This is a genomic window from Brachybacterium muris (assembly GCF_016907455.1).
Classification (GTDB): domain Bacteria; phylum Actinomycetota; class Actinomycetes; order Actinomycetales; family Dermabacteraceae; genus Brachybacterium; species Brachybacterium muris.
Genome location: NZ_JAFBCB010000001.1, coordinates 2,236,900 through 2,254,171, shown reverse-complemented (window position 1 = coordinate 2,254,171; position 17,272 = coordinate 2,236,900). Strand labels below are relative to the sequence as shown.

Annotated in this window: 18 protein-coding genes; 14 read left to right on the top strand and 4 right to left on the bottom strand. The window is 69.0% G+C overall.

Translation table 11 applies throughout. The annotated features are described in order from the left end of the window. Positions 1-236 precede the first annotated feature (236 nt). Entirely contained in the window at positions 237-659 is a 423-nt protein-coding gene (locus tag JOD52_RS10475) for a hypothetical protein (RefSeq protein ID WP_204409875.1), read from the top strand. Positions 660-787: 128 nt separating this feature from the next. Then, complete coding sequence (locus JOD52_RS10470) at positions 788-1,366, top strand: hypothetical protein (RefSeq protein ID WP_204409873.1); 579 nt, start codon at positions 788-790, stop codon at positions 1,364-1,366. Positions 1,367-1,378: 12 nt separating this feature from the next. On the opposite strand, the gene JOD52_RS10465 is transcribed toward JOD52_RS10470, so the two are convergent. The 4 genes from JOD52_RS10465 to JOD52_RS10450 form a co-directional block, all read right to left on the bottom strand. Beyond that, on the bottom strand, positions 1,379-2,074 hold the full coding sequence (locus JOD52_RS10465; protein WP_017824069.1) for a response regulator: 696 nt from the start codon (positions 2,072-2,074) through the stop codon (positions 1,379-1,381). Beyond that, positions 2,071-3,303 (bottom strand): histidine kinase, encoded by a 1,233-nt coding sequence (locus JOD52_RS17750; protein ID WP_259878155.1) that lies wholly within the window; start codon positions 3,301-3,303, stop codon positions 2,071-2,073. Before JOD52_RS17750 ends, JOD52_RS10465 begins: the two co-directional genes overlap by 4 nt. A gap of 233 nt (positions 3,304-3,536) precedes the next feature. Continuing rightward, entirely contained in the window at positions 3,537-4,283 is a 747-nt protein-coding gene (locus JOD52_RS10455) for an SOS response-associated peptidase (protein WP_204409871.1), read from the bottom strand. A 1-nt stretch (position 4,284) separates the two neighbouring features. Next, a complete protein-coding gene (locus JOD52_RS10450) occupies positions 4,285-5,529 on the bottom strand; it encodes a YihY/virulence factor BrkB family protein (RefSeq protein ID WP_017824066.1) in 1,245 nt (414 codons plus the stop codon). A gap of 358 nt (positions 5,530-5,887) precedes the next feature. Here JOD52_RS10450 and JOD52_RS10445 point away from each other — a divergent pair, with 358 nt between their 5' ends. The 12 genes from JOD52_RS10445 to smpB all read left to right on the top strand — a co-directional run bounded on the left by JOD52_RS10445 (position 5,888) and on the right by smpB (position 17,196). Beyond that, positions 5,888-7,114 (top strand): TadA family conjugal transfer-associated ATPase, encoded by a 1,227-nt coding sequence (locus tag JOD52_RS10445; protein WP_052326322.1) that lies wholly within the window; start codon positions 5,888-5,890, stop codon positions 7,112-7,114. Continuing rightward, on the top strand, positions 7,111-7,983 hold the full coding sequence (locus JOD52_RS10440; RefSeq protein WP_204409869.1) for a type II secretion system F family protein: 873 nt from the start codon (positions 7,111-7,113) through the stop codon (positions 7,981-7,983). Before JOD52_RS10445 ends, JOD52_RS10440 begins: the two co-directional genes overlap by 4 nt. Continuing rightward, complete coding sequence (locus tag JOD52_RS10435) at positions 7,980-8,924, top strand: type II secretion system F family protein (protein ID WP_017824063.1); 945 nt, start codon at positions 7,980-7,982, stop codon at positions 8,922-8,924. The genes JOD52_RS10440 and JOD52_RS10435 overlap by 4 nt, the downstream gene beginning before the upstream one ends. A gap of 414 nt (positions 8,925-9,338) precedes the next feature. Then, complete coding sequence (locus JOD52_RS10430; RefSeq protein WP_239551864.1) at positions 9,339-9,824, top strand: TadE/TadG family type IV pilus assembly protein; 486 nt, start codon at positions 9,339-9,341, stop codon at positions 9,822-9,824. A 103-nt stretch (positions 9,825-9,927) separates the two neighbouring features. Continuing rightward, the gene (locus JOD52_RS10425; protein WP_239551863.1) at positions 9,928-10,371 is read left to right on the top strand and encodes a hypothetical protein; all 444 of its coding nucleotides are present in this window, start codon (positions 9,928-9,930) and stop codon (positions 10,369-10,371) included. 116 nt (positions 10,372-10,487) lie between these two features. Further along, positions 10,488-10,895 carry a pilus assembly protein TadG-related protein gene (locus JOD52_RS10420; protein ID WP_239551862.1) on the top strand — a complete coding sequence of 136 codons (408 nt, stop codon included), beginning with the start codon at positions 10,488-10,490 and terminating at the stop codon, positions 10,893-10,895. Further along, positions 10,892-12,073 carry a glycerate kinase gene (locus JOD52_RS10415; RefSeq protein WP_204409868.1) on the top strand — a complete coding sequence of 394 codons (1,182 nt, stop codon included), beginning with the start codon at positions 10,892-10,894 and terminating at the stop codon, positions 12,071-12,073. Before JOD52_RS10420 ends, JOD52_RS10415 begins: the two co-directional genes overlap by 4 nt. 11 nt (positions 12,074-12,084) lie before the next feature. After that, positions 12,085-13,203 (top strand): peptide chain release factor 2, encoded by a 1,119-nt coding sequence (gene prfB / locus JOD52_RS10410; protein ID WP_204409866.1) that lies wholly within the window; start codon positions 12,085-12,087, stop codon positions 13,201-13,203. Positions 13,204-13,367: 164 nt separating this feature from the next. Continuing rightward, positions 13,368-14,309 (top strand): cell division ATP-binding protein FtsE, encoded by a 942-nt coding sequence (gene ftsE / locus JOD52_RS10405; protein ID WP_204409864.1) that lies wholly within the window; start codon positions 13,368-13,370, stop codon positions 14,307-14,309. Continuing rightward, positions 14,306-15,223 carry a permease-like cell division protein FtsX gene (gene ftsX / locus JOD52_RS10400; protein ID WP_204409862.1) on the top strand — a complete coding sequence of 306 codons (918 nt, stop codon included), beginning with the start codon at positions 14,306-14,308 and terminating at the stop codon, positions 15,221-15,223. Before ftsE ends, ftsX begins: the two co-directional genes overlap by 4 nt. A 2-nt stretch (positions 15,224-15,225) precedes the next feature. Then, positions 15,226-16,515 carry a M23 family metallopeptidase gene (locus JOD52_RS10395; RefSeq protein WP_204409860.1) on the top strand — a complete coding sequence of 430 codons (1,290 nt, stop codon included), beginning with the start codon at positions 15,226-15,228 and terminating at the stop codon, positions 16,513-16,515. Positions 16,516-16,680: 165 nt separating this feature from the next. Beyond that, positions 16,681-17,196 (top strand): SsrA-binding protein SmpB, encoded by a 516-nt coding sequence (gene smpB, locus JOD52_RS10390; RefSeq protein WP_204409858.1) that lies wholly within the window; start codon positions 16,681-16,683, stop codon positions 17,194-17,196. Positions 17,197-17,272 lie beyond the last annotated feature (76 nt).

The window sequence follows — 17,272 nt, the reverse complement described above, 5'->3', positions numbered from 1 at the left end:
GTCTCGGGGCCGTTGTCTCCGCATGGCCGATGCACTATCGGGTTGCGGAGCGAACTCCGCGACTCCGCGCGGAAGCGGGCCTTGTTCCATTCTCCGGGGCGGCTGACCTGGCCACAAGGGTCTTCGTGCTCGAGCTGGGTGGCACTTCCCACACGGTAGGGGCTTGATCGTGAGCCCGGTTTCCGACGGGGTGTCCGAGCAGGGGCCCGCCCGCCCCTGACCGCTACAGTGCCCTCATGCCCTCTACAGCCCATCCCGGCAGTTCGCGTCCCGAGACCGAGGACGATCCCCGCCCGCAGCTGCGACCCGCCGCCGCGCTCGTGTTGGTGCTCGAGGCATTGATGATCGCCGCCGCGGCCACCGCTTCCTTCTGGCTGTCCCGCACCGCAGGCGAGAGCGCTGGGCTGATGATGGCCCTCGGGGTGTTCCTGCTGGTGTTCGCCCTGGGGGCTGCCGTGGCGGCCCGGTCCCTCCTGCAGCGTGGGCGGTTCGGCCTGGGCTACGGGATCACCTGGCAGCTGTTCCAGGCCTTGGTGGGGGCGAGCCTGCTGCGCGGCGCGCTGTACTGGCAGGGAGCCCTCGCGCTGGTGCTCGCGGTGGTGGCGTTCGTGCTGCTGCTGCAGCTGGTGCGCTCCACCCCGCTGCCCGAGCAGCATTGATCAGCTGCGACGCGGCCCCGGGGTGGAGTGAGTTCCTCATACCGAAGGAGGAGGTGGAGGGCTCAGCCGGTCCACCACACTGAGATCGGGCCGAGCCGACCAGCGCACGGGCGATGAGGGGGAGCAGGATGATGCGGACACGTCAGGGCGATGGCAGCGCACTGCCCGAGATCGGGCCGTGGGCGCCGCTGTGGCGGGTGGTGATGGGGACCGAGCACCACGGGACCCGGTACGACATCGACGTGGACCTGTGGGACCCCGCCGAGCGCGTCAGGCTGTACCGCGACGGACGCCAGCACTGGGTGCAGGCCTCGCCTGCCCGCTTCGTGCTGGAGGACGGCTCCAGGATCGAGGTCGCCTACAGCACACTCGGACTCAAGCGGGCACACCTGGTCACCGCGGAAGATGAGCAGCGAATGCTCGAGCCGGCCCCCGGTACGGGGGAGAGATGGCGGGCGGACCTGGACCGTGACCGGCCCGGGGTATCTCGCCTGATCGCTCTCCTGTCATGGACGGTGCTGGTGATCGCAGCCCTGGTGGAGCTCCCGCAGCTGGTGGAGCAGATCGCCGGCTGGACGGAGCTGTTCGCCTTCACCTCACCGGTGAGTGCACCGGCCTGGGTGAATGCGGTCCTGACCATCGGCGGTGTGCTCGCGGGCATCGAACGGGCCCTGCGGCTGCGGTACAGCGCCCTGATCGACGACTGAGCCGCCCGCCGGTCAGGACCCCGGGCTCACCAGCCCGGTCTCGAAGGCGATGATGACCGCCTGGACCCGGTCGCGGGCGCCGAGCTTGGAGAGCACTCTTCCCACGTGGGTCTTCACCGTGGCCCCCGCGACGAACAGCTCCGCGCCGATCTCCTGGTTCGAGAGGCCCCGGCCCATCAGCACCAGCACCTCGCGCTCCCGCTCGGTGAGCGTCTCCAGTGCAGCGGTGCTGCGCTCGGGCGGCTCCGGGGTCGAGATCACCCGCTCCAGCAGTCGCCGGGTGGCCGACGGTGCGATCACCGCATCCCCCCGGTGGATGGTGCGGATCGCGTGCAAGAGCTCCTCGGGCTGGGCGTCCTTGAGCAGGAATCCGCTGGCGCCCGCGCGGATGGCCGCCACCACGTACTCGTCGAGGTCGAACGTGGTCAGCACGATGATCCGCGGCGCGCGTTCGACGGGAACTTGCTCGAGGATGCGGGAGGTGGCCTCGATGCCGTCCATGCGCGGCATCCGCACGTCCATCAGCACCACGTCCACGTCGCGTGCCCGCAACTGGTCAACGGCCTCGACGCCATCGGCGGCCTGGACCACCACCTCCATGTCGTCCTGGGAGTCGATGACCATGGAGAACCCTGCACGCACCAAGGGCTGGTCGTCCACCAGGGCGATCCGCAGAGGTCGGGGGGCAGTGGCCGGGGTGTCGCTCACGAGAGGGCTCCTTCCTTCAGGTGCGTGGTATCGGCAGAGGGGGAGGCAGGATCGAACTGTCGGGAGGGCGAGTGCGGATCGGTGCGGTCGTGCTCGCGCGGGGCGGTCCGCTGCAGGGGCAGGGTGGCCATCACCCGGAAGCCGCGACCGGGCAGGGGCCCCGCGGTGAGTTCACCGCCGTACACCGACACCCGCTCACGCATGCCGGTGATGCCGTGGCCCATGCCGTCGGAGTCGGGGTCGGAGCCGCGACCGTCGTCGATGATCTCCGCCTCGACCGTCTGTGCGGTGCGACGGATCGTCACGGAGGCGCGGGCCCCCTCGCCGGCGTGCTTCATCACGTTGGTGAGGGCCTCCTGCACCAGGCGGAACAGGGACATGCCCAGGGCCTGAGGGATGTCGTCGAGGTCCTCGGACAGCTCGAGCTGAACCGGCAGGCCCGCGGCACGCACCCGCTCGATCAGTTCGGGCAGAGCGGAGGGGCCGGCCTGGGGACCGAAGGTGGTGTGCTCGTCCTGCCGCAGCACCCCCAGCAGTGAACGCATGTCCGCCAGGGCTGCCCGGCCCGTGTCTCCGATGGTGCTCAGCACGTCGGCCGCCTTCTCCGGATGCTGGGAGGCGATGAAGCGACCACCGTCGGCCTGCGCGATGATCACCGACAGCGAGTGGGCCACCACGTCGTGCATCTCCCGGGCGATGCGTGCCCGCTCCTCGGCGACGGCCAGGGCGGTGCGCTGCTCGCGCTCGCGGACGGCCTGCTCGGCCCGCTCCCGCTGCAGGGCGAGCTGCCGCACCCGGGCGCGCTGCAGGTTCGCCAGTGCCCACACCGCCACGATGGAGATGGTGCCGGTCACCAGCAGGGTGACGAAGACGCCGAAGGCCTCGATCGCCGAGGCGTAGGGGCTGGCGATCGTGGTGGCGGTCCAGCTCAGGGTCTGGGTGATCACCCCGGCGATGCCGGCGATGATCCCGGCCACATGGATGCGGGTGGAACCGTACGCCACCGCGCAGAACATGGCGTAGAAGGTCATGACGTCGCCCAGGACCACCATCAGGCCCGCGGCCACGTGGATTACCGCGAGGGTGCCGATGACGGCCACACCCCAGCCCGGCCGGGTGCGACATATCGCGCCGGCGGCGACCATCGGGAGGGTGAAGGGCAGCCACCAGCCGACCGCACCGATGAACAGGGTGAACAGGATCAGCAGGAGGGGGACGGCCCCCCCCACACCACGGCATCCACGACGGCGGGGTGCTCGATCACCCAGCGGAACGGGTCAGGCCGGGTGCCTCGTTTCTCCTGCCCGTCGCCTGTCGTGGTCATGGGAACGAGCCTACGGGTGCCGGCTCGCAGGGACGTCCCACCTGGGGCGGATCGGGGTCCCCCACAGGGCGTACCGGCGCAAGGCCGAGGAGGGTGCAGCGGTGTCGGTGCTCGCGACGCCGCTGCTGACGGGGGAGTTCACAGCAGACGCTGGGGCGGCTCGAGCAGCTCGGGCCCCTCGTTGCCCACCTTGCCCACGGCCGGGTCGACCTCCCGCACGGTCAGCAGGGAGTCCTCCAGCAGATGGGAGTCGTCGTTGATCCAGGCGGCGGCCGCTTCCTTGGAGTCCATCGAGGTGTCCAGCCAGGTGTCGACCTGGTGGCGCGGGAGCATCACCGGGGTGCGGTCGTGGATCCGCGCCAGGTCACCGGTGGCCTCGCGAGTGATGATGGTGGTGCTCAGCAGGAACGCGCCGTCGTCACTGGCCGCGGGACCCTCGTGGCCACCCGGACCCTTCCACCAGGAGACCAGGGCTGCCATGTACAGGCGGGAGCCGTCGGCCGGGGCGATGAAGAACGGCTGCTTGCGCTTGCCGTCCTCGCCCCGCACCCACTCGTAGTAGCCGTCCATCGGCACGATCGCCCGGTAGCGGGCGAGGCTGCCGCGGAAGCTGGGCTTCTCGACGATGGTCTCCCGCCTCGCGTTGAACGTGCGCGAGGAGAAGGAGAGCTCCTTCGCGAACGGCGGCAGCAGGCCCCATCGGGCCACTCGCAGGGCGCGCACCACTTCACCGGTCTCCTTGTCGATCGACTCGGTGACCACGTGGATCGGAGCGGTGGGAGGGATGTTCCAGCGCTTGCGCAGCCCCGGATCGGTGAGGTCCACCGCGTCCAGGTCGTCGATCAGCGGCTCGATCTCCTGGTAGAAGGCGAAGCGGCCGCACATCTCACGAACCCTTGGGGCCGGAGTCCGTGGTCTCACCCGTGTTGCTCTGGCCCGCGGCGCTCGCCCCCTTGGTGCCCACGCGCCCGGTCTCGGGGTCGATCTCACCCTCGGAGGGCACGGAGGAACCGCCCTGGGTGCCGGCCTTCGGGGTGAGGCGGGCGTCCTCGGAGACGTAGGACTCGGAGTCGCGATGCAGGTTCTGCAGGCGGATGTCGCGGCCATCGTCCACCAGGCCCTGGTACTTCTCCTGCTGCTTCTTGGCGGCCTCGTCGTCCCGCAGCGGCAGGGTGAGGGAGTCCTCGGCGGGCTTGCCGGCCTCCAGCTCCATGGCCCGCTCGAACTCCGCATCCACCTCGGCACCCATGATGATCACGATGTTGATCACCCACAGGGCGAACAGCACCGCCATGATGCTGCCGATCGCGCCGTAGCTGGAGTAGCTGGCCAGGGTGGCCATGTAGATCGAGATGGCAGCGGCGGCGATGGCGATGCCGACGACGGCGAACACGCCGCCGGGGGAGATCAGCCGGAAGGGCTTCTTGAGGTTCGGGGCGGCCCAGTACAGCAGCGAGAGGATCGCGAACATGAACAGCAGGATCACGGGCCACTTCACCCAGGCCCAGATCGGCAGGAACGACTCGGTGAGGAAGGTGAGCAGGCCACCGGCACCGATGGTGCCGGCGATCGGGCCCAGCAGGGCGTCCACCAGGGTCTGGTTCAGCAGCACCGAGATCGCGATGATCAGCAGGCTCAGGATCAGGCCCAGGGTGATCGCCAGCATGGTGAGGGTCGACTTCACGAACCCGCGGCCCTCGGGGATGTCGTAGATCAGGTTGGACACCCGCGAGTAGGCCTTCACATAGGCCGACGCCGACCACAGGGCGGTGCCGATACCGATGATCAGGGCGATCGTGCCGCCGGTGGCCGAGCCCATCAGGGAGTCGAGGGTGTCATTGATCAGGGAGCCCAGTCCCTGTTCCTCCGCGCCGGCGGACGAGGCGACGGCCTGGGTGATCAGCTCTGCGATCTGGTCCTTCAGGTCCGACAGCAGCAGGGTGGCCAGAGAGAACACGGCCAGGAGCGTGGGCGCGATCGACAGCACCATGAAGTAGGTGAGCTTCGCGGCCTGGTCCGTGCCGCCGTCGCGCGTGAACTCGGTGAGCACGCGCTTGGCCATGTACACGATGGTCTGCTTGCTCAGGCGAGAGCCCTTCTTCTCGGTCGAGCTGTCGGTCGAGGCGGCCATGAACGCTCTCCTGGTTTCGGCGGGGACAAACGGGGACGACGTGAGTGCACGGACGGCGCGGCACGAGGAGCGTGCGCGGTGCGCCATCATCCTGCCATGACTGGGGCCCTCTGCCTTGGTGGCAGTGCGGCGGAGTGGCCGGATACGCAGCGGGAGCACCCGCCGATGGCTGGGGGATCCGCTGTTCGATGAGGCACCGCAGTGGTCATGAGGATGAACCGGCGTTGTCCACAATTGCGGACGGATCCACCCGCAATGGGGCAGAACTCCTTAGTGTGTCCCAAGGGGAATGCCACGACCCGTCGCACCCCCACAGGGTCCGATCGCCACCGAGATGCCGAGAGAGGAGAGGAACGTGCTGGACGCCGCCACCATCCTCGAGAGCGAGTCGCGCGAGCTCATCCGCCGTCGTGGTCTCGATGTGCACGGGGACCAGCTCGAGCCCTTGATCCGGGAGGTCGCCGCTGACTACGACCGTCGCGCCTCCTCCGGGTCGGTCCCCGTGGTGCGCGACCTGGACCCCCTCATTGCCGAGGTCGCCGCGCGGATCGGTGGGTTCGGCCCGCTGCAGGAGATGCTGGACGACCCCACGGTCGAGGAGATCTGGCTGAACTCGCCGAGCCAGGTATTCGTGGCGCGCAACGGCCGCAGTGAACTCACCCCGCTGGTGCTCACCGACGACGAGGTGCGCGGGATCGTGGAGCGGATGCTGGTGAGCTCCGGTCGGCGCCTGGACATGTCCAGTCCCTTCGTGGATGCCCTCCTGCCCGATGGATCTCGACTGCACTGCGTGATCCCCGCTGTGACCCGCTCCCATTTCGCGGTGAACATCAGGAAGTTCGTGGCCAAGGCGCACGACCTCGCAGACATGGTGGCACTCGGATCCCTCACGCCCCAGGCCGCAGCCTTCTTGGATGCCGCAGTCGCCTCTGGGCTCAACGTGGTGGTCAGCGGGGCGACAGGTGCCGGGAAGACAACCTTCCTGCGGTGCCTGGCCCAATCGGTGGGGCCCCGAGAACGTGTGGTCACCATCGAGGAGGTGTTCGAACTGGACCTGGGGCTGCGCGACGTGGTCGCGATGCAGACCCGTCAGGCGAACCTCGAGGGCACCGGCGAGATCTCCATGAGGCGTCTGGTCAAGGAAGCCCTGAGGATGCGGCCCACCCGCATCATAGTGGGGGAAGTCCGTGAGGCCGAGGCCCTCGACATGCTCATTGCTCTGAACAGCGGCTTGCCCGGTCTGGCGTCCATCCATGCCAACTCTGCCAGGGATGCCGTCACCAAACTGTGCACCCTCCCGCTGCTGGCCGGGGAGAACGTCTCCAGCCGGTTCGTTGTGCCCACCGTCGCCAGCTCCATCGACCTGGTCGTGCATCTGGACATGCTGAGCGATGGCCGTCGCCGGGTGCGGGAGATCGCCGGGCTCTCGGGTCGGGTCGAGAACGAGGTGATAGAGGTCTCGGACCTCTTCACGCTGAAGGACGACAAGCTCGTCCGCGGGGACGGACACCCGCCGCACCCGGACCGCTTCGCTCGGGCCGGTCATGATCTGACCCGTCTGATGGGCGGGGGCAGGTCGGTATGACGGACGGAGCGTTCCTGGGGCTCATCGCGGGGCTGGGTCTGTTGGCGATCTGGTGGTCGATGTGGGAGCAGGACGAACAGCAGCGCCGCCCCGGCCCGCTGGTCAACGTCATGGATCGGCTGCGGGACGACCTGGTCGTGGTGGGTCTTGGAACAGTTCCCCCGGTTGCGGTGCCCGCACTGAGCATCGGACTGGGGCTGGTGGTGGCAGCAGCATTATGGGCGCCCTCCGGTGCTGTGATCCCGGCGCTCGCTCTAGGGGCGGTGGTGAGCGTCCTGCCCGTGGTGCTGCTGCGTTCTGCTGCTCGTCGCCGTACCACCGCTCTGCGTGAGGTGTGGCCCGAGGCTGTCGACCACCTCGCCTCTGCCGTGCGAGCCGGTCTCTCGCTGCCCGAGGCCCTGGTGCAGCTGGGACGTAAGGGCCCTGAGGAACTCCAGCCCGCATTCGTCGAGTTCGGGAGGGACTACCAGGCCAGTGGTGACTTCGCCAGTAGTCTGGATCGGCTCAAGGTGCGCCTGGCCGACCCGGTGGGGGACCGGATCGTGGAGGCACTGCGCATCACCCGGGACGTCGGCGGGACGGACCTGGGCGTGCTGCTGCGAACGCTCTCGACCTTCCTCCGGGAGGACGCGCGTACCCGCGCCGAGTTGGAGGCTCGGCAGTCCTGGACGGTCAACGCAGCCCGCCTCGCCCTGGCCGCTCCGTGGATCGTGCTGGCGCTGATGTCGACCCGGCCCCAGGCAGCTCAGGCGTACGACACCCCGGCCGGTCTCGTGATGATCGTGGCCGGGGGCGCGGTGTCCGTGGTCGCCTATCGCGTGATGCTGATGATCGCGAGGCTCCCGCAGGACGAGCGGGTGCTGCGATGAACGCGCCTGGAACCATCGTGGCAGGCACGCTGCTCGGGCTGGTGCTCGGCGTCGGGCTTGCGCTGATCGCGAGTCGGCTCCCGTGGCTTCGCCACCGGGATCTCGCCGTCCGGGTCGACCCGTACCTGCGCCGCGATCGCGGCAGCGCACTGCTGGATGCCACCGTCAGCCGAGGCAGGGTGCGCACTGTGGTGGAGGCGCTCCTGGGGCCGATCGCGGTACGCACCATCGGACTCCTGGAACGGCTGACCGGTGGTGCAGACCAGCTCGAAAGGCGGTTGAGGTTGGCCGGTCGGCGCTCCAGCACCGACTCCTTCCGGATCGAGCAAGTCGTCTTCGGGGTGGCTGGTCTGGCACTCGGCCTGGTGCTGGGACTTGCAGTCGTGACGCTGCGGGATGCGAGCCCACTGCTGGGTCTGCTGATCGTCGTCCTCGGCGCGGTGACCGGTGTCCTGCTGCGTGACTACCTCCTGGGCGTCGAGATCAAGAGGCGCGCAGCGCGGATGGCGCGAGAGTTCCCCACGGTCGCCGACCTGCTGGCTCTCGCGGTTGCAGCGGGGGAGAGCCCGATATCCGCCATGGAGAGGGTGGCACGCTCATCCACCGGTGCGCTGCCGGAGGAGTTCGCCGCGACGGTCGCGGAGATCCGCGCCGGAGCCGGTGTCTCGCAGGCACTGGCGAGTATGGGCGCCCGCTCCCCGCTTGAGTCGCTGGCCCGGTTCACCGAGGGGGTCTCGATCGCGATCGAGCGAGGCACACCCTTGGCAGAGGTACTGCGATCGCAGGCGCAGGACGCCCGAGAGGTGTCCAAGCGACAGCTCATGGAGACCGCCGGTCAAAGAGAAGTCCTCATGCTGATCCCGGTGGTGTTCTTCGTGCTGCCCCTGGTGATCGTGTTCGCCATCTTCCCTGGTCTCGCCGTCCTGGAGATCACGCTGTGAAGCCCGCTCTGCCCCCGACCCCGCCCCGACCCGACATCCCGCCCACAGACCACCCGATAGACCGACCGGTGCGGACATCCGTCCTGCACCTACCCCAACAGGAGGCTGATATGACTGTCCATCGCACACGACTGACCCGAACGGCCCGTCCGCACCGCCGTCGCGGCGCTGCCCCGCCGTCGCAGTACGATGGTCGCCGCTCGCTGGGTACCCGGCTGCTGGCCCGCCTGTCGTCCGAGCGTGGAGACGTTCCGGGATGGGTGATGATCACCCTGATGACGGCCGCGATCGTGGTGGCGCTGTGGGCGGTCGCCTCCGATCAGCTCGTTGCAATCTTCGAGAACGCATTGGCGCCGTTCCTCGGCGAGGAGTTCTGAGCGCGCATCGGCGGCTCGGGCCGAAGACGCACCGCAGATGACTGACGACGATCCGTGCTCGCAGGAGGGCTGTACTACCTGGAAGGGGCAGGCACCTCAGACCATTGGGCTCTCGACGCAGGCCCGAGGCCGAGGCGTCGCCCTACGACCCAGGCTGCGTGATGATGACGGCGCAGCTGTCGCCGAGTTCCCTCTGGTCTCCGTGCTGATCATCCTCATCGCCCTGGCCGTGATCCAGGCAGCGTTGATCCTGCATACACGCAACACGCTCATCGACGCTGCGGTGCAGGGAGCGCATCACGCCGCGCTGGTCGGCTCCACGCCGGACGCAGGAGCAGCTCGCGCCGAAGCGCTGATCGTTGACCGGTTCGGGGAGTCACTGGGAGCTGAGGCTGTTGCTGATGTGGACGAGGACGGCACCGTCCGAGTCCGCATCGAGGCGACCTTGCCCCTGGTGGGGCTGCTCGGCCCTGCCGCGGGTCTGCAGGTGGAAGGACGGGCGATCGACGAGGCCACCTGGTAGCCCAGAGCGCCCTGGTAGCGCTGTCGTCCGAGCCGGGACAGCACCGTCCGAACAGCACCGCCCGGACAGCAGACCAGGAGCGGACAGGAGAGGAGATGACGAGATGAGACGTGTGTACCGGCTGTGGCGCCGGGACCGCGGCAACGCCCTCGTGGAGTTCGTCGTGCTGTCCGTCGTCCTGCTGCTCCCATCGCTCTACCTGGTGCTCACGCTGGGGTCCGTGCAGTCAGCGGTGTTCGCGGCGGACATCATCGCGCGGGACGCCGCTCGCATCCATGCCACAGAGCACGACCTCGAGCTCGCACTGCAGCGCAGTTCTGAGCATGCCCGCATGGTGCTCGAGGATTTCGGGCTCGAGGGAACCGACGTGGTCGAGATCTCCTGCAGCGAGGATCCGTGTGCGACGGCCGGTGGCACGGTGGTGGCCACCGTGCGAATACCGGTTCCGGTGCCTGGGCTGGGCCCGGTGCTGGGCCAGGACGGCCCGATCGCCGTGAGCTCGGGGCATTCCGTCCAGGTCGACCAGTACAGGGCAGGCAACGCATGAGCGCCCGATCCTCTCTCGACGACGGGCGAACCGGCCACGGCACGGCCCCGGGCGATCAGGACGTTCACGGTGTGCGTCGAGCCGTGGTCGCACGGCTGCGCAGCCCCGAGGGGTCGATGACGATCCTCACCACGGGGGTGCTGGTGGTGATCCTCATGGTGATCGCGGTGGGCGCCTCCATCACCGGAGTCCACCTGGAGCGCAACCGCCTCCAGCACGCCGCTGATGGTGCCGCCCTCGCCGCCTCCCAGGCGATCGATCCCTCAGGTCTGTACGGGTCCGGCTCAGGGGCGGTGCCTTCCCAGGGTGCTGCTCGCACTGCGGCAGTCGAGCACCTCGCCACGTACCCGATCGACACCACCCGCACCGACACCTTGGAGGTGGGCGACGTCAGGGTGGATGCCGACGGCACCGTGCACGTGCAGCTCACCGCCACCACCCACCCGCCCCTGGCAGGATGGTTCACGCGGGGCACGGGCATCGCCGTGACCCTCACCGTCGAAGGGGATGCACGCTCGAGATGACCGCATCCACTGTGCTCCTGGCCCCGGACAAGTTCAAGGGCACCGCTACCGCCGCCCAGGTCGCCGCTGCCCTGGCCCGTGGTATCACCGCCACCGCTCCCGATGCCACCCTGGTCAGCTGCCCTATCGCCGACGGAGGCGACGGCACACTCGATGCCGCCCTCTCCGCTGGGTACAGCCAGCACACCACCACCGTGACCGGGCCTACCGGTGAGCCCCGCACCGCCCGCTGGGCTCTCGATGCCGAGACCGGCACCGCCGTGGTGGAGCTCGCCGGGACCGTCGGGCTCCAGGCCCTGCCCGGTGGAGACCTCGCCGCCCGCACCGCCTCCACTCGGGGACTGGGAGAACTTGTCCTGGCCGCTACGCGGCACGGGGCACGCACCGTGATGGTGGGCCTCGGAGGCAGTGCCTCCACCGACCTCGGCGCCGGCCTGCTCCAGGGACTCGGTGCCCGGCTCCTCACCTGTGACGGCCAGCCCATCGGCCCGGGCCTCGACGGGCTCGCGAGCCTCGCCACCGCCGATCTCACCCCTGCCCTCGCTGCTTTGTCAGCCACTCAGCTGGTGATCGCCTCCGACGTCACCAGCCCCTTGCTTGGCCCCTACGGCGCTGCGGCCGTGTTCGGTCCCCAGAAGGGACTGTCGCCCGCGGAGGTCTCCGAGGCCGATGCGATCCTCAAGCACGCGGCGCACATCCTGGATGCCTCCGACACCCATCGCGACCAGGAGGGCGCCGGTGCCGCCGGTGGCACCGGCTTCGCCCTACTCCTGCTGGGCGCCCAGCCCCGCTCCGGTGCCGACGCCGTGCTCGAACTCGCAGGCTTCGATGCGCACCTGGACCAGGCGCAGCTGGTGATCACCGGGGAGGGGGCGCTGGATGAACAGACCCTCCGGGGAAAGGGCCCGGTCGAGGTGGCCCGCCGCGCGGCGGCCCGCGACCTGCCCGTGATCGCCGTGGCCGGGGTGGTGGAGCTCGACGAGGAACCGCTGCGCGAGGCCGGCATCGAGCGCACGTGGGACCTCGTCTCCCGGGCCACCTCCCGTGCGGACGCCATGGACCGCACCGCACAGCTGCTGGAGGAGGTGGGTCGCGAGATCGGCCGATGGATCACCGAACACGGCGCGAGCGACGCCCCGTGCAGCACCCCGGGAACCGTGCCCGGGCCCCTGCCGTAGACTCCCTGCTTGTGGCTTCCATCGACTTCTCAGCAGAAATCCCGCACCTCCGTTCGACCCTGAGCTCGATCGAGCAGGTGACGGACGTCAGCGCGCTCGAGGCGAGGATCGCCGAGCTCGAGAAGGAGGCATCGGACCAGAACCTCTGGGACGACGTCGACAACGCCCAGCGCGTCACCTCCGCCCTGTCCCACGCCCAGACCGAGCTGCGCCGCGTCACCGAACTGGGCCAGCGCATCGACGACCTCGAGATCATGGTCGAGCTCTCCGCAGAGGAGAACGACGCCGAGGCGCTCGCCGAGGCAGAGACCGAGTTCGCCTCCATCCGCAAGTCCCTCGACGAGCTCGAGGTGCGCACCCTGCTCTCCGGCGAGTACGACGAGCGCAACGCCGTGATCACCATCCGCGCCGGCGCCGGCGGTGTGGACGCCGCCGACTTCGCCGAGATGCTGCTGCGCATGTACCTGCGGTGGGCAGAGCGCCACGGATACCCCACCAAGGTGATGGACACCTCCTACGCCGAGGAAGCGGGCCTGAAGTCCGTGACCTTCGAGGTCAGCGCCCCCTTCGCCTACGGCACCCTCTCCGTCGAGGGCGGCACCCACCGCTTGGTGCGCATCAGCCCCTTCGATAACCAGGGCCGCCGCCAGACCTCCTTCGCCGCCGTCGAGGTGATCCCGCTGATCGAGTCCACCGACTCCATCGACATCCCCGACAACGAGCTGAAGGTCGACGTGTTCCGCTCCTCCGGCCCCGGCGGGCAGAGCGTGAACACCACCGACTCCGCCGTGCGCATGACCCACATCCCCACCGGCATCGTGGTGTCCATGCAGGACGAGAAATCGCAGATCCAGAACCGTGCCGCCGCACTGCGCGTGATGCAGTCGCGCCTGCTGGTGCTGAAGAAGGAGCAGGAGGCCGCAGAGCGCAAGGAGCTCGCCGGTGACGTGAAGGCCAGCTGGGGCGACCAGATGCGCTCCTACGTGCTGAACCCGTACCAGATGGTGAAGGACCTGCGCACCGAGTACCAGGAGGGCAACCCCTCCTCGGTGTTCGACGGCGAGATCGACGAGTTCATCGACGCCGGCATCCGCTGGCGCGCAGAAGAGGGCAAGGCCGCCAACGCCTGATCTGCCACCGGCATCAGTCACCGCCGGCTGGAGTGGGCCTGTCGAACCGTCCGCACCGAGGTTTGACCAGGACTTGACCGTCACGGTGACCGCGGCAACGGCGAAACCCTGCCCTGCGCACCTACGCTGGTAGCGCTCAGCTACCCCAAACCCGACAGGCGCTCGTGATCCGTTTCGACGACGTCACCAAGACGTACATCCGTGGACAGAACCCCGCAGTGGAGAACCTCGACATCGAGTTCGCCCGCGGGGAGTTCGTGTTCCTGGTGGGCGCCTCCGGATCGGGCAAGTCCACCCTGATGCGGATGGTGCTCAAGGAGACCGCCCCCACCAGCGGCACCGTGCACGTGGCCGGCAAGGACCTCTCCCGGATCCCCTCCTGGCGGGTCCCGGCCCTGCGCCGCGACATCGGCATGGTGTTCCAGGACTTCCGCCTGCTGCCCTCCAAGACCGCGTACCAGAACATCGAGTTCGCCCTCGCGGTGATCGGCACCCCCCGCAAGGTGGTGCGGCGCCTGGTCCCCGAGATGCTGGCGATGGTGGGCCTGGAGGACAAGGGCCGTCGCCTCCCGCACGAGCTCTCCGGTGGTGAGCAGCAGCGCGTGGCGATCGCCCGCGCCTACGTGAACCGGCCCTCGATCCTGCTGGCCGACGAGCCCACCGGCAACCTCGACCCCTCCACCGCCGAGGGCATCCTGGACCTGCTGGCCGAGATCAACGACCGCGGCACCACCGTGGTGATGGCCACCCACGACCGCACCGCCGTGGACCGCATGCGCCGCCGCGTGGTGGAGATGGTGGGCGGCCGCGTGGTGCGCGACGATCCCGAGGGCACCTACGAGTCCGTCGCCCCCGTGAGCGTCATCTCCGGGAACCTCCCCGACGGTTCCGAGGACCTCGAGGACCGGGAGGCCGAGGGCCTGGATGCCACCGACGCAGACGCCGCTGATGCCGCGGACGATGTCGCTGCCCGCGCACGCCGCTCCTCCGTCGACCCCGATCCCGACATCGACCCTGACGACCTGCTCGACGAGCGCGATGCGCACCTGCGCGAGGAGGACGAGGCCTTCGCCGAGGCCCTGGACGACCCGGAGGCCACTCGATGAGGGCCCGGTACATCCTCGGGGAGATCCTCACCGGCCTGTGGCGCAACATCTCCATGGTGATCTCGGTGGTGATCGTCACCGCCGTGTCCCTCACCTTCGTCGGCACAGGACTGCTGATGCAGAAGCAGATCCTGGAGATGAAGAACACCTTGGTCGAGCAGTCGCAGGTGACGATCTTCCTGTGCTCCCCGCACTCCACGGCGGCCTCCTGCGCCGGTGGTGCGGCCACGGATGCGCAGATCGACTCGGTGCGCGAGGCCCTGGAGGGAGATGTGCTCTCGCCCTACATCGACACCGTCCACGAACGCAGCCAGGACGAGGCACTGGAGATCTACCAGCAGCAGTTCGCCGGCGAGGGCTTCGTCTCCAACTTCACCGCGGAGGACATGCCCGTGTCCTTCCACATCACCCTGAACAATGCCGACGACTCCGCCGCGGTGGTGGAGTTCTTCCAGGGGCGGGACGGGGTGGACGAGGTGACCGACCTGCTCAGCATGTTCGCGCCGTTCATCGACGTGCTGAACCAGTCCACCATGTTCGCGCTGGGTCTGGCGGTCCTGATGCTCGTCGCAGCAGCCCTCCTGGTGGCCACCACCATCCGGATGTCGGTGGCCAACCGTCGCCGCGAGATCGCCATCATGCGCCTGGTCGGCGCCCCCAATGTGTTCATCCGCGCCCCCTTCTTGCTCGAGGGCGCCACGGCCGCCATCATCGGTGGGGTGATCGCCTCAGCGATGCTGTGGGTGGGGCTGCACTACATAGTCGAGGGCTGGCTGGTCGAGATCCTCGGCCCGCAGCTGATCACCGTGGGCACCGATGATCTGCTCTGGGCGGCCCCGGTGATCATCGTGCTCGGTGCCGCCCTGTCCATGGTGTCTTGCGTGGTCTCCCTGAATCGTTATCTGAAGGTGTGAGCATGTCCTATCGCCTCCTGCGTCGCCCCCTGAGCATCGCCGCCACCGCTGTGCTGGTGCTCTCGCCGCTGCTCGCAGTGCCCTCCCCGGCCCTCGCCGACGGCGACAAGGAGGACAAGATCGCCGAACGGGAGACGGTCCAGCAGCAGTTGGAGGACATCCGCCTCGAGCTCGACGGCGTCAACGACGACCTCGCCGACACGTACATGGCATTGGCCGAGACGGAACTGCTGATCCCCGATGCTCAGCAGGCCTTGGACGACGCCCGCGAGGAGCTGGCCGAGGCCGAGGACGAGGACCGCAAGGTGGGCGAGCGGCTCAGCGCCGCCGAGGACGAGGAGAAGGAACTCGAGACCGAGGTCGCCACCGGCCAGGACGAGGTGGACCGCACCGACGGAGAGATGGCACAGGTGGCGCTGTCCGCCTACAAAGGGGACGGGATGCCGAATCCGGCCACCGTGTTCGTGGGCGGCAGCCCGCAGGACACCGTGGACCGCACCATGAACTACCGCCTCACCATGGCGTCCCAGGGGTCCAAGCTCGACACCCTGCGCACCGATCAGGCGATCAACGAGAACTCCGCCGACCGCCTCACCGCCGTGCGCGAGGAGATCGACGATCTGAAGGCTGAGGCCGAGGAGACCCTGGCCCGCAAGACGGAGGCCGAGGAGGAGGCCGAGACGGCCAAGCAGGAGCTCGACGCCCTCTACACGCGCCAGCAGGAGCAGCGCGACGAGCTCGAGGGGAAGAAGGAGCAGTACGAGGGCGATCAGGCCAACCTCGAGTCCCGCAGCTCCACCCTGGACGATGAGATCTCCGAACTCGCCCGCAAGGAGCGTGAGCGGGCAGAGCAGGAGGCTTCCAGCGGCGGGCCCGCCCCGGCCGTGGCGCCGTCAGGCAATGGGTGGACGCGTCCGGTCAACGCCCGTCTGAACTCCAACTTCGGCTGGCGCGTTCACCCGATCTACCGCACCCGCCGCCTGCATGCCGGGGTGGACTTCCCCGCTGCCTGCGGCGTCCCTGTGGGAGCCACCCAGTCCGGTCGGGTCATCCAGCGCACGTCCAACAGTGCAGCAGGCAACAAGATCGTGCTGAGCCACGGCATGCACAACGGGAAGCTGATCACCAGCTCCTATCACCACCTGCAGGGTTTCGCGGCACCGGTGGGGGCGAGCGTGTCTGCTGGCCAGACCGTCGGCTACGTGGGCAGCACCGGTGGATCCACCGGCTGCCACCTGCACTTCGAGATCCACGAGGACGGCAACGCCGTCAACCCCGCGAAGTACCTCTGACCCGCGGCCGTCAGCGTCGCGCCTGCTGGCATCGTCGCACCTGCCGGCCACGGGTGGTCGCCACGGATAATCGGTCGCGCTCCCAGCGCGGCACCGCGTAGGCTGGGAGGTCGGCGCGGACGGTGGATCGACCGCGGACGAGCACCGACGAGGCGAGGAGGGACCATGGCGACCAAGGCCGAGAAGAAAGCCGGCAAGAACGCGAAGCAGAGCGCGGACGGCCCCGTCAAGAAGCTCATCGCCTCGAACAAGAAGGCCCGGCACGACTACCACATCGACGACACCTGGGAGGCAGGCATCGTCCTGACCGGCACCGAGGTGAAGTCCCTGCGGGACCGCGGGGCCTCCCTGGTGGACGGCTACTGCTACCTCGACGGCGGCGAGGTGTGGATGGACGCGGTGCACATCGCTCCCTACGTCAAGGGCACCTGGACCAACCATGCGGCCCGACGCAAGCGCAAGCTGCTGCTGCACAAGCATGAGATCGCCAAGCTCGCCGGCAAGACCCGCGAGAAGGGCTATACCCTGGTCCCCCTGGAGATGTACTTCCTGGGTTCGCACGCGAAGGTCGTCGTAGCCCTGGCCCGCGGCAGGAAGGAGTGGGACAAGCGGCACACCCTCCGCGAGCAGCAGGACCTGCGCGAGGCGCAGCGCGCCATGCGCAGGCGCGAGCTGGTCTGACCTCGCAGGCAGCGCGCTCTGATCTTGTGGGCGGCCCCCGCGCTGAAGGCGGCGCAGCCTCCGGCGTCCCAGCGCG

Coding starts and splice junctions, on each gene's coding strand:
- JOD52_RS10420 (WP_239551862.1), top strand. CDS start 10,488: ATGACGATCCTCACCACGGGGGTGCTGGTGGTGATCCTCATGGTGATC.
- ftsX (WP_204409862.1), top strand. CDS start 14,306: ATGAGGGCCCGGTACATCCTCGGGGAGATCCTCACCGGCCTGTGGCGC.
- JOD52_RS10455 (WP_204409871.1), bottom strand. CDS start 4,283: ATGTGCGGCCGCTTCGCCTTCTACCAGGAGATCGAGCCGCTGATCGAC.
- JOD52_RS10395 (WP_204409860.1), top strand. CDS start 15,226: ATGTCCTATCGCCTCCTGCGTCGCCCCCTGAGCATCGCCGCCACCGCT.
- JOD52_RS10430 (WP_239551864.1), top strand. CDS start 9,339: ATGACTGACGACGATCCGTGCTCGCAGGAGGGCTGTACTACCTGGAAG.
- smpB (WP_204409858.1), top strand. CDS start 16,681: ATGGCGACCAAGGCCGAGAAGAAAGCCGGCAAGAACGCGAAGCAGAGC.
- JOD52_RS10450 (WP_017824066.1), bottom strand. CDS start 5,529: ATGGCCGCCTCGACCGACAGCTCGACCGAGAAGAAGGGCTCTCGCCTG.
- JOD52_RS10415 (WP_204409868.1), top strand. CDS start 10,892: ATGACCGCATCCACTGTGCTCCTGGCCCCGGACAAGTTCAAGGGCACC.
- JOD52_RS10425 (WP_239551863.1), top strand. CDS start 9,928: ATGAGACGTGTGTACCGGCTGTGGCGCCGGGACCGCGGCAACGCCCTC.
- JOD52_RS10470 (WP_204409873.1), top strand. CDS start 788: ATGATGCGGACACGTCAGGGCGATGGCAGCGCACTGCCCGAGATCGGG.
- JOD52_RS10475 (WP_204409875.1), top strand. CDS start 237: ATGCCCTCTACAGCCCATCCCGGCAGTTCGCGTCCCGAGACCGAGGAC.
- JOD52_RS10435 (WP_017824063.1), top strand. CDS start 7,980: ATGAACGCGCCTGGAACCATCGTGGCAGGCACGCTGCTCGGGCTGGTG.
- JOD52_RS10440 (WP_204409869.1), top strand. CDS start 7,111: ATGACGGACGGAGCGTTCCTGGGGCTCATCGCGGGGCTGGGTCTGTTG.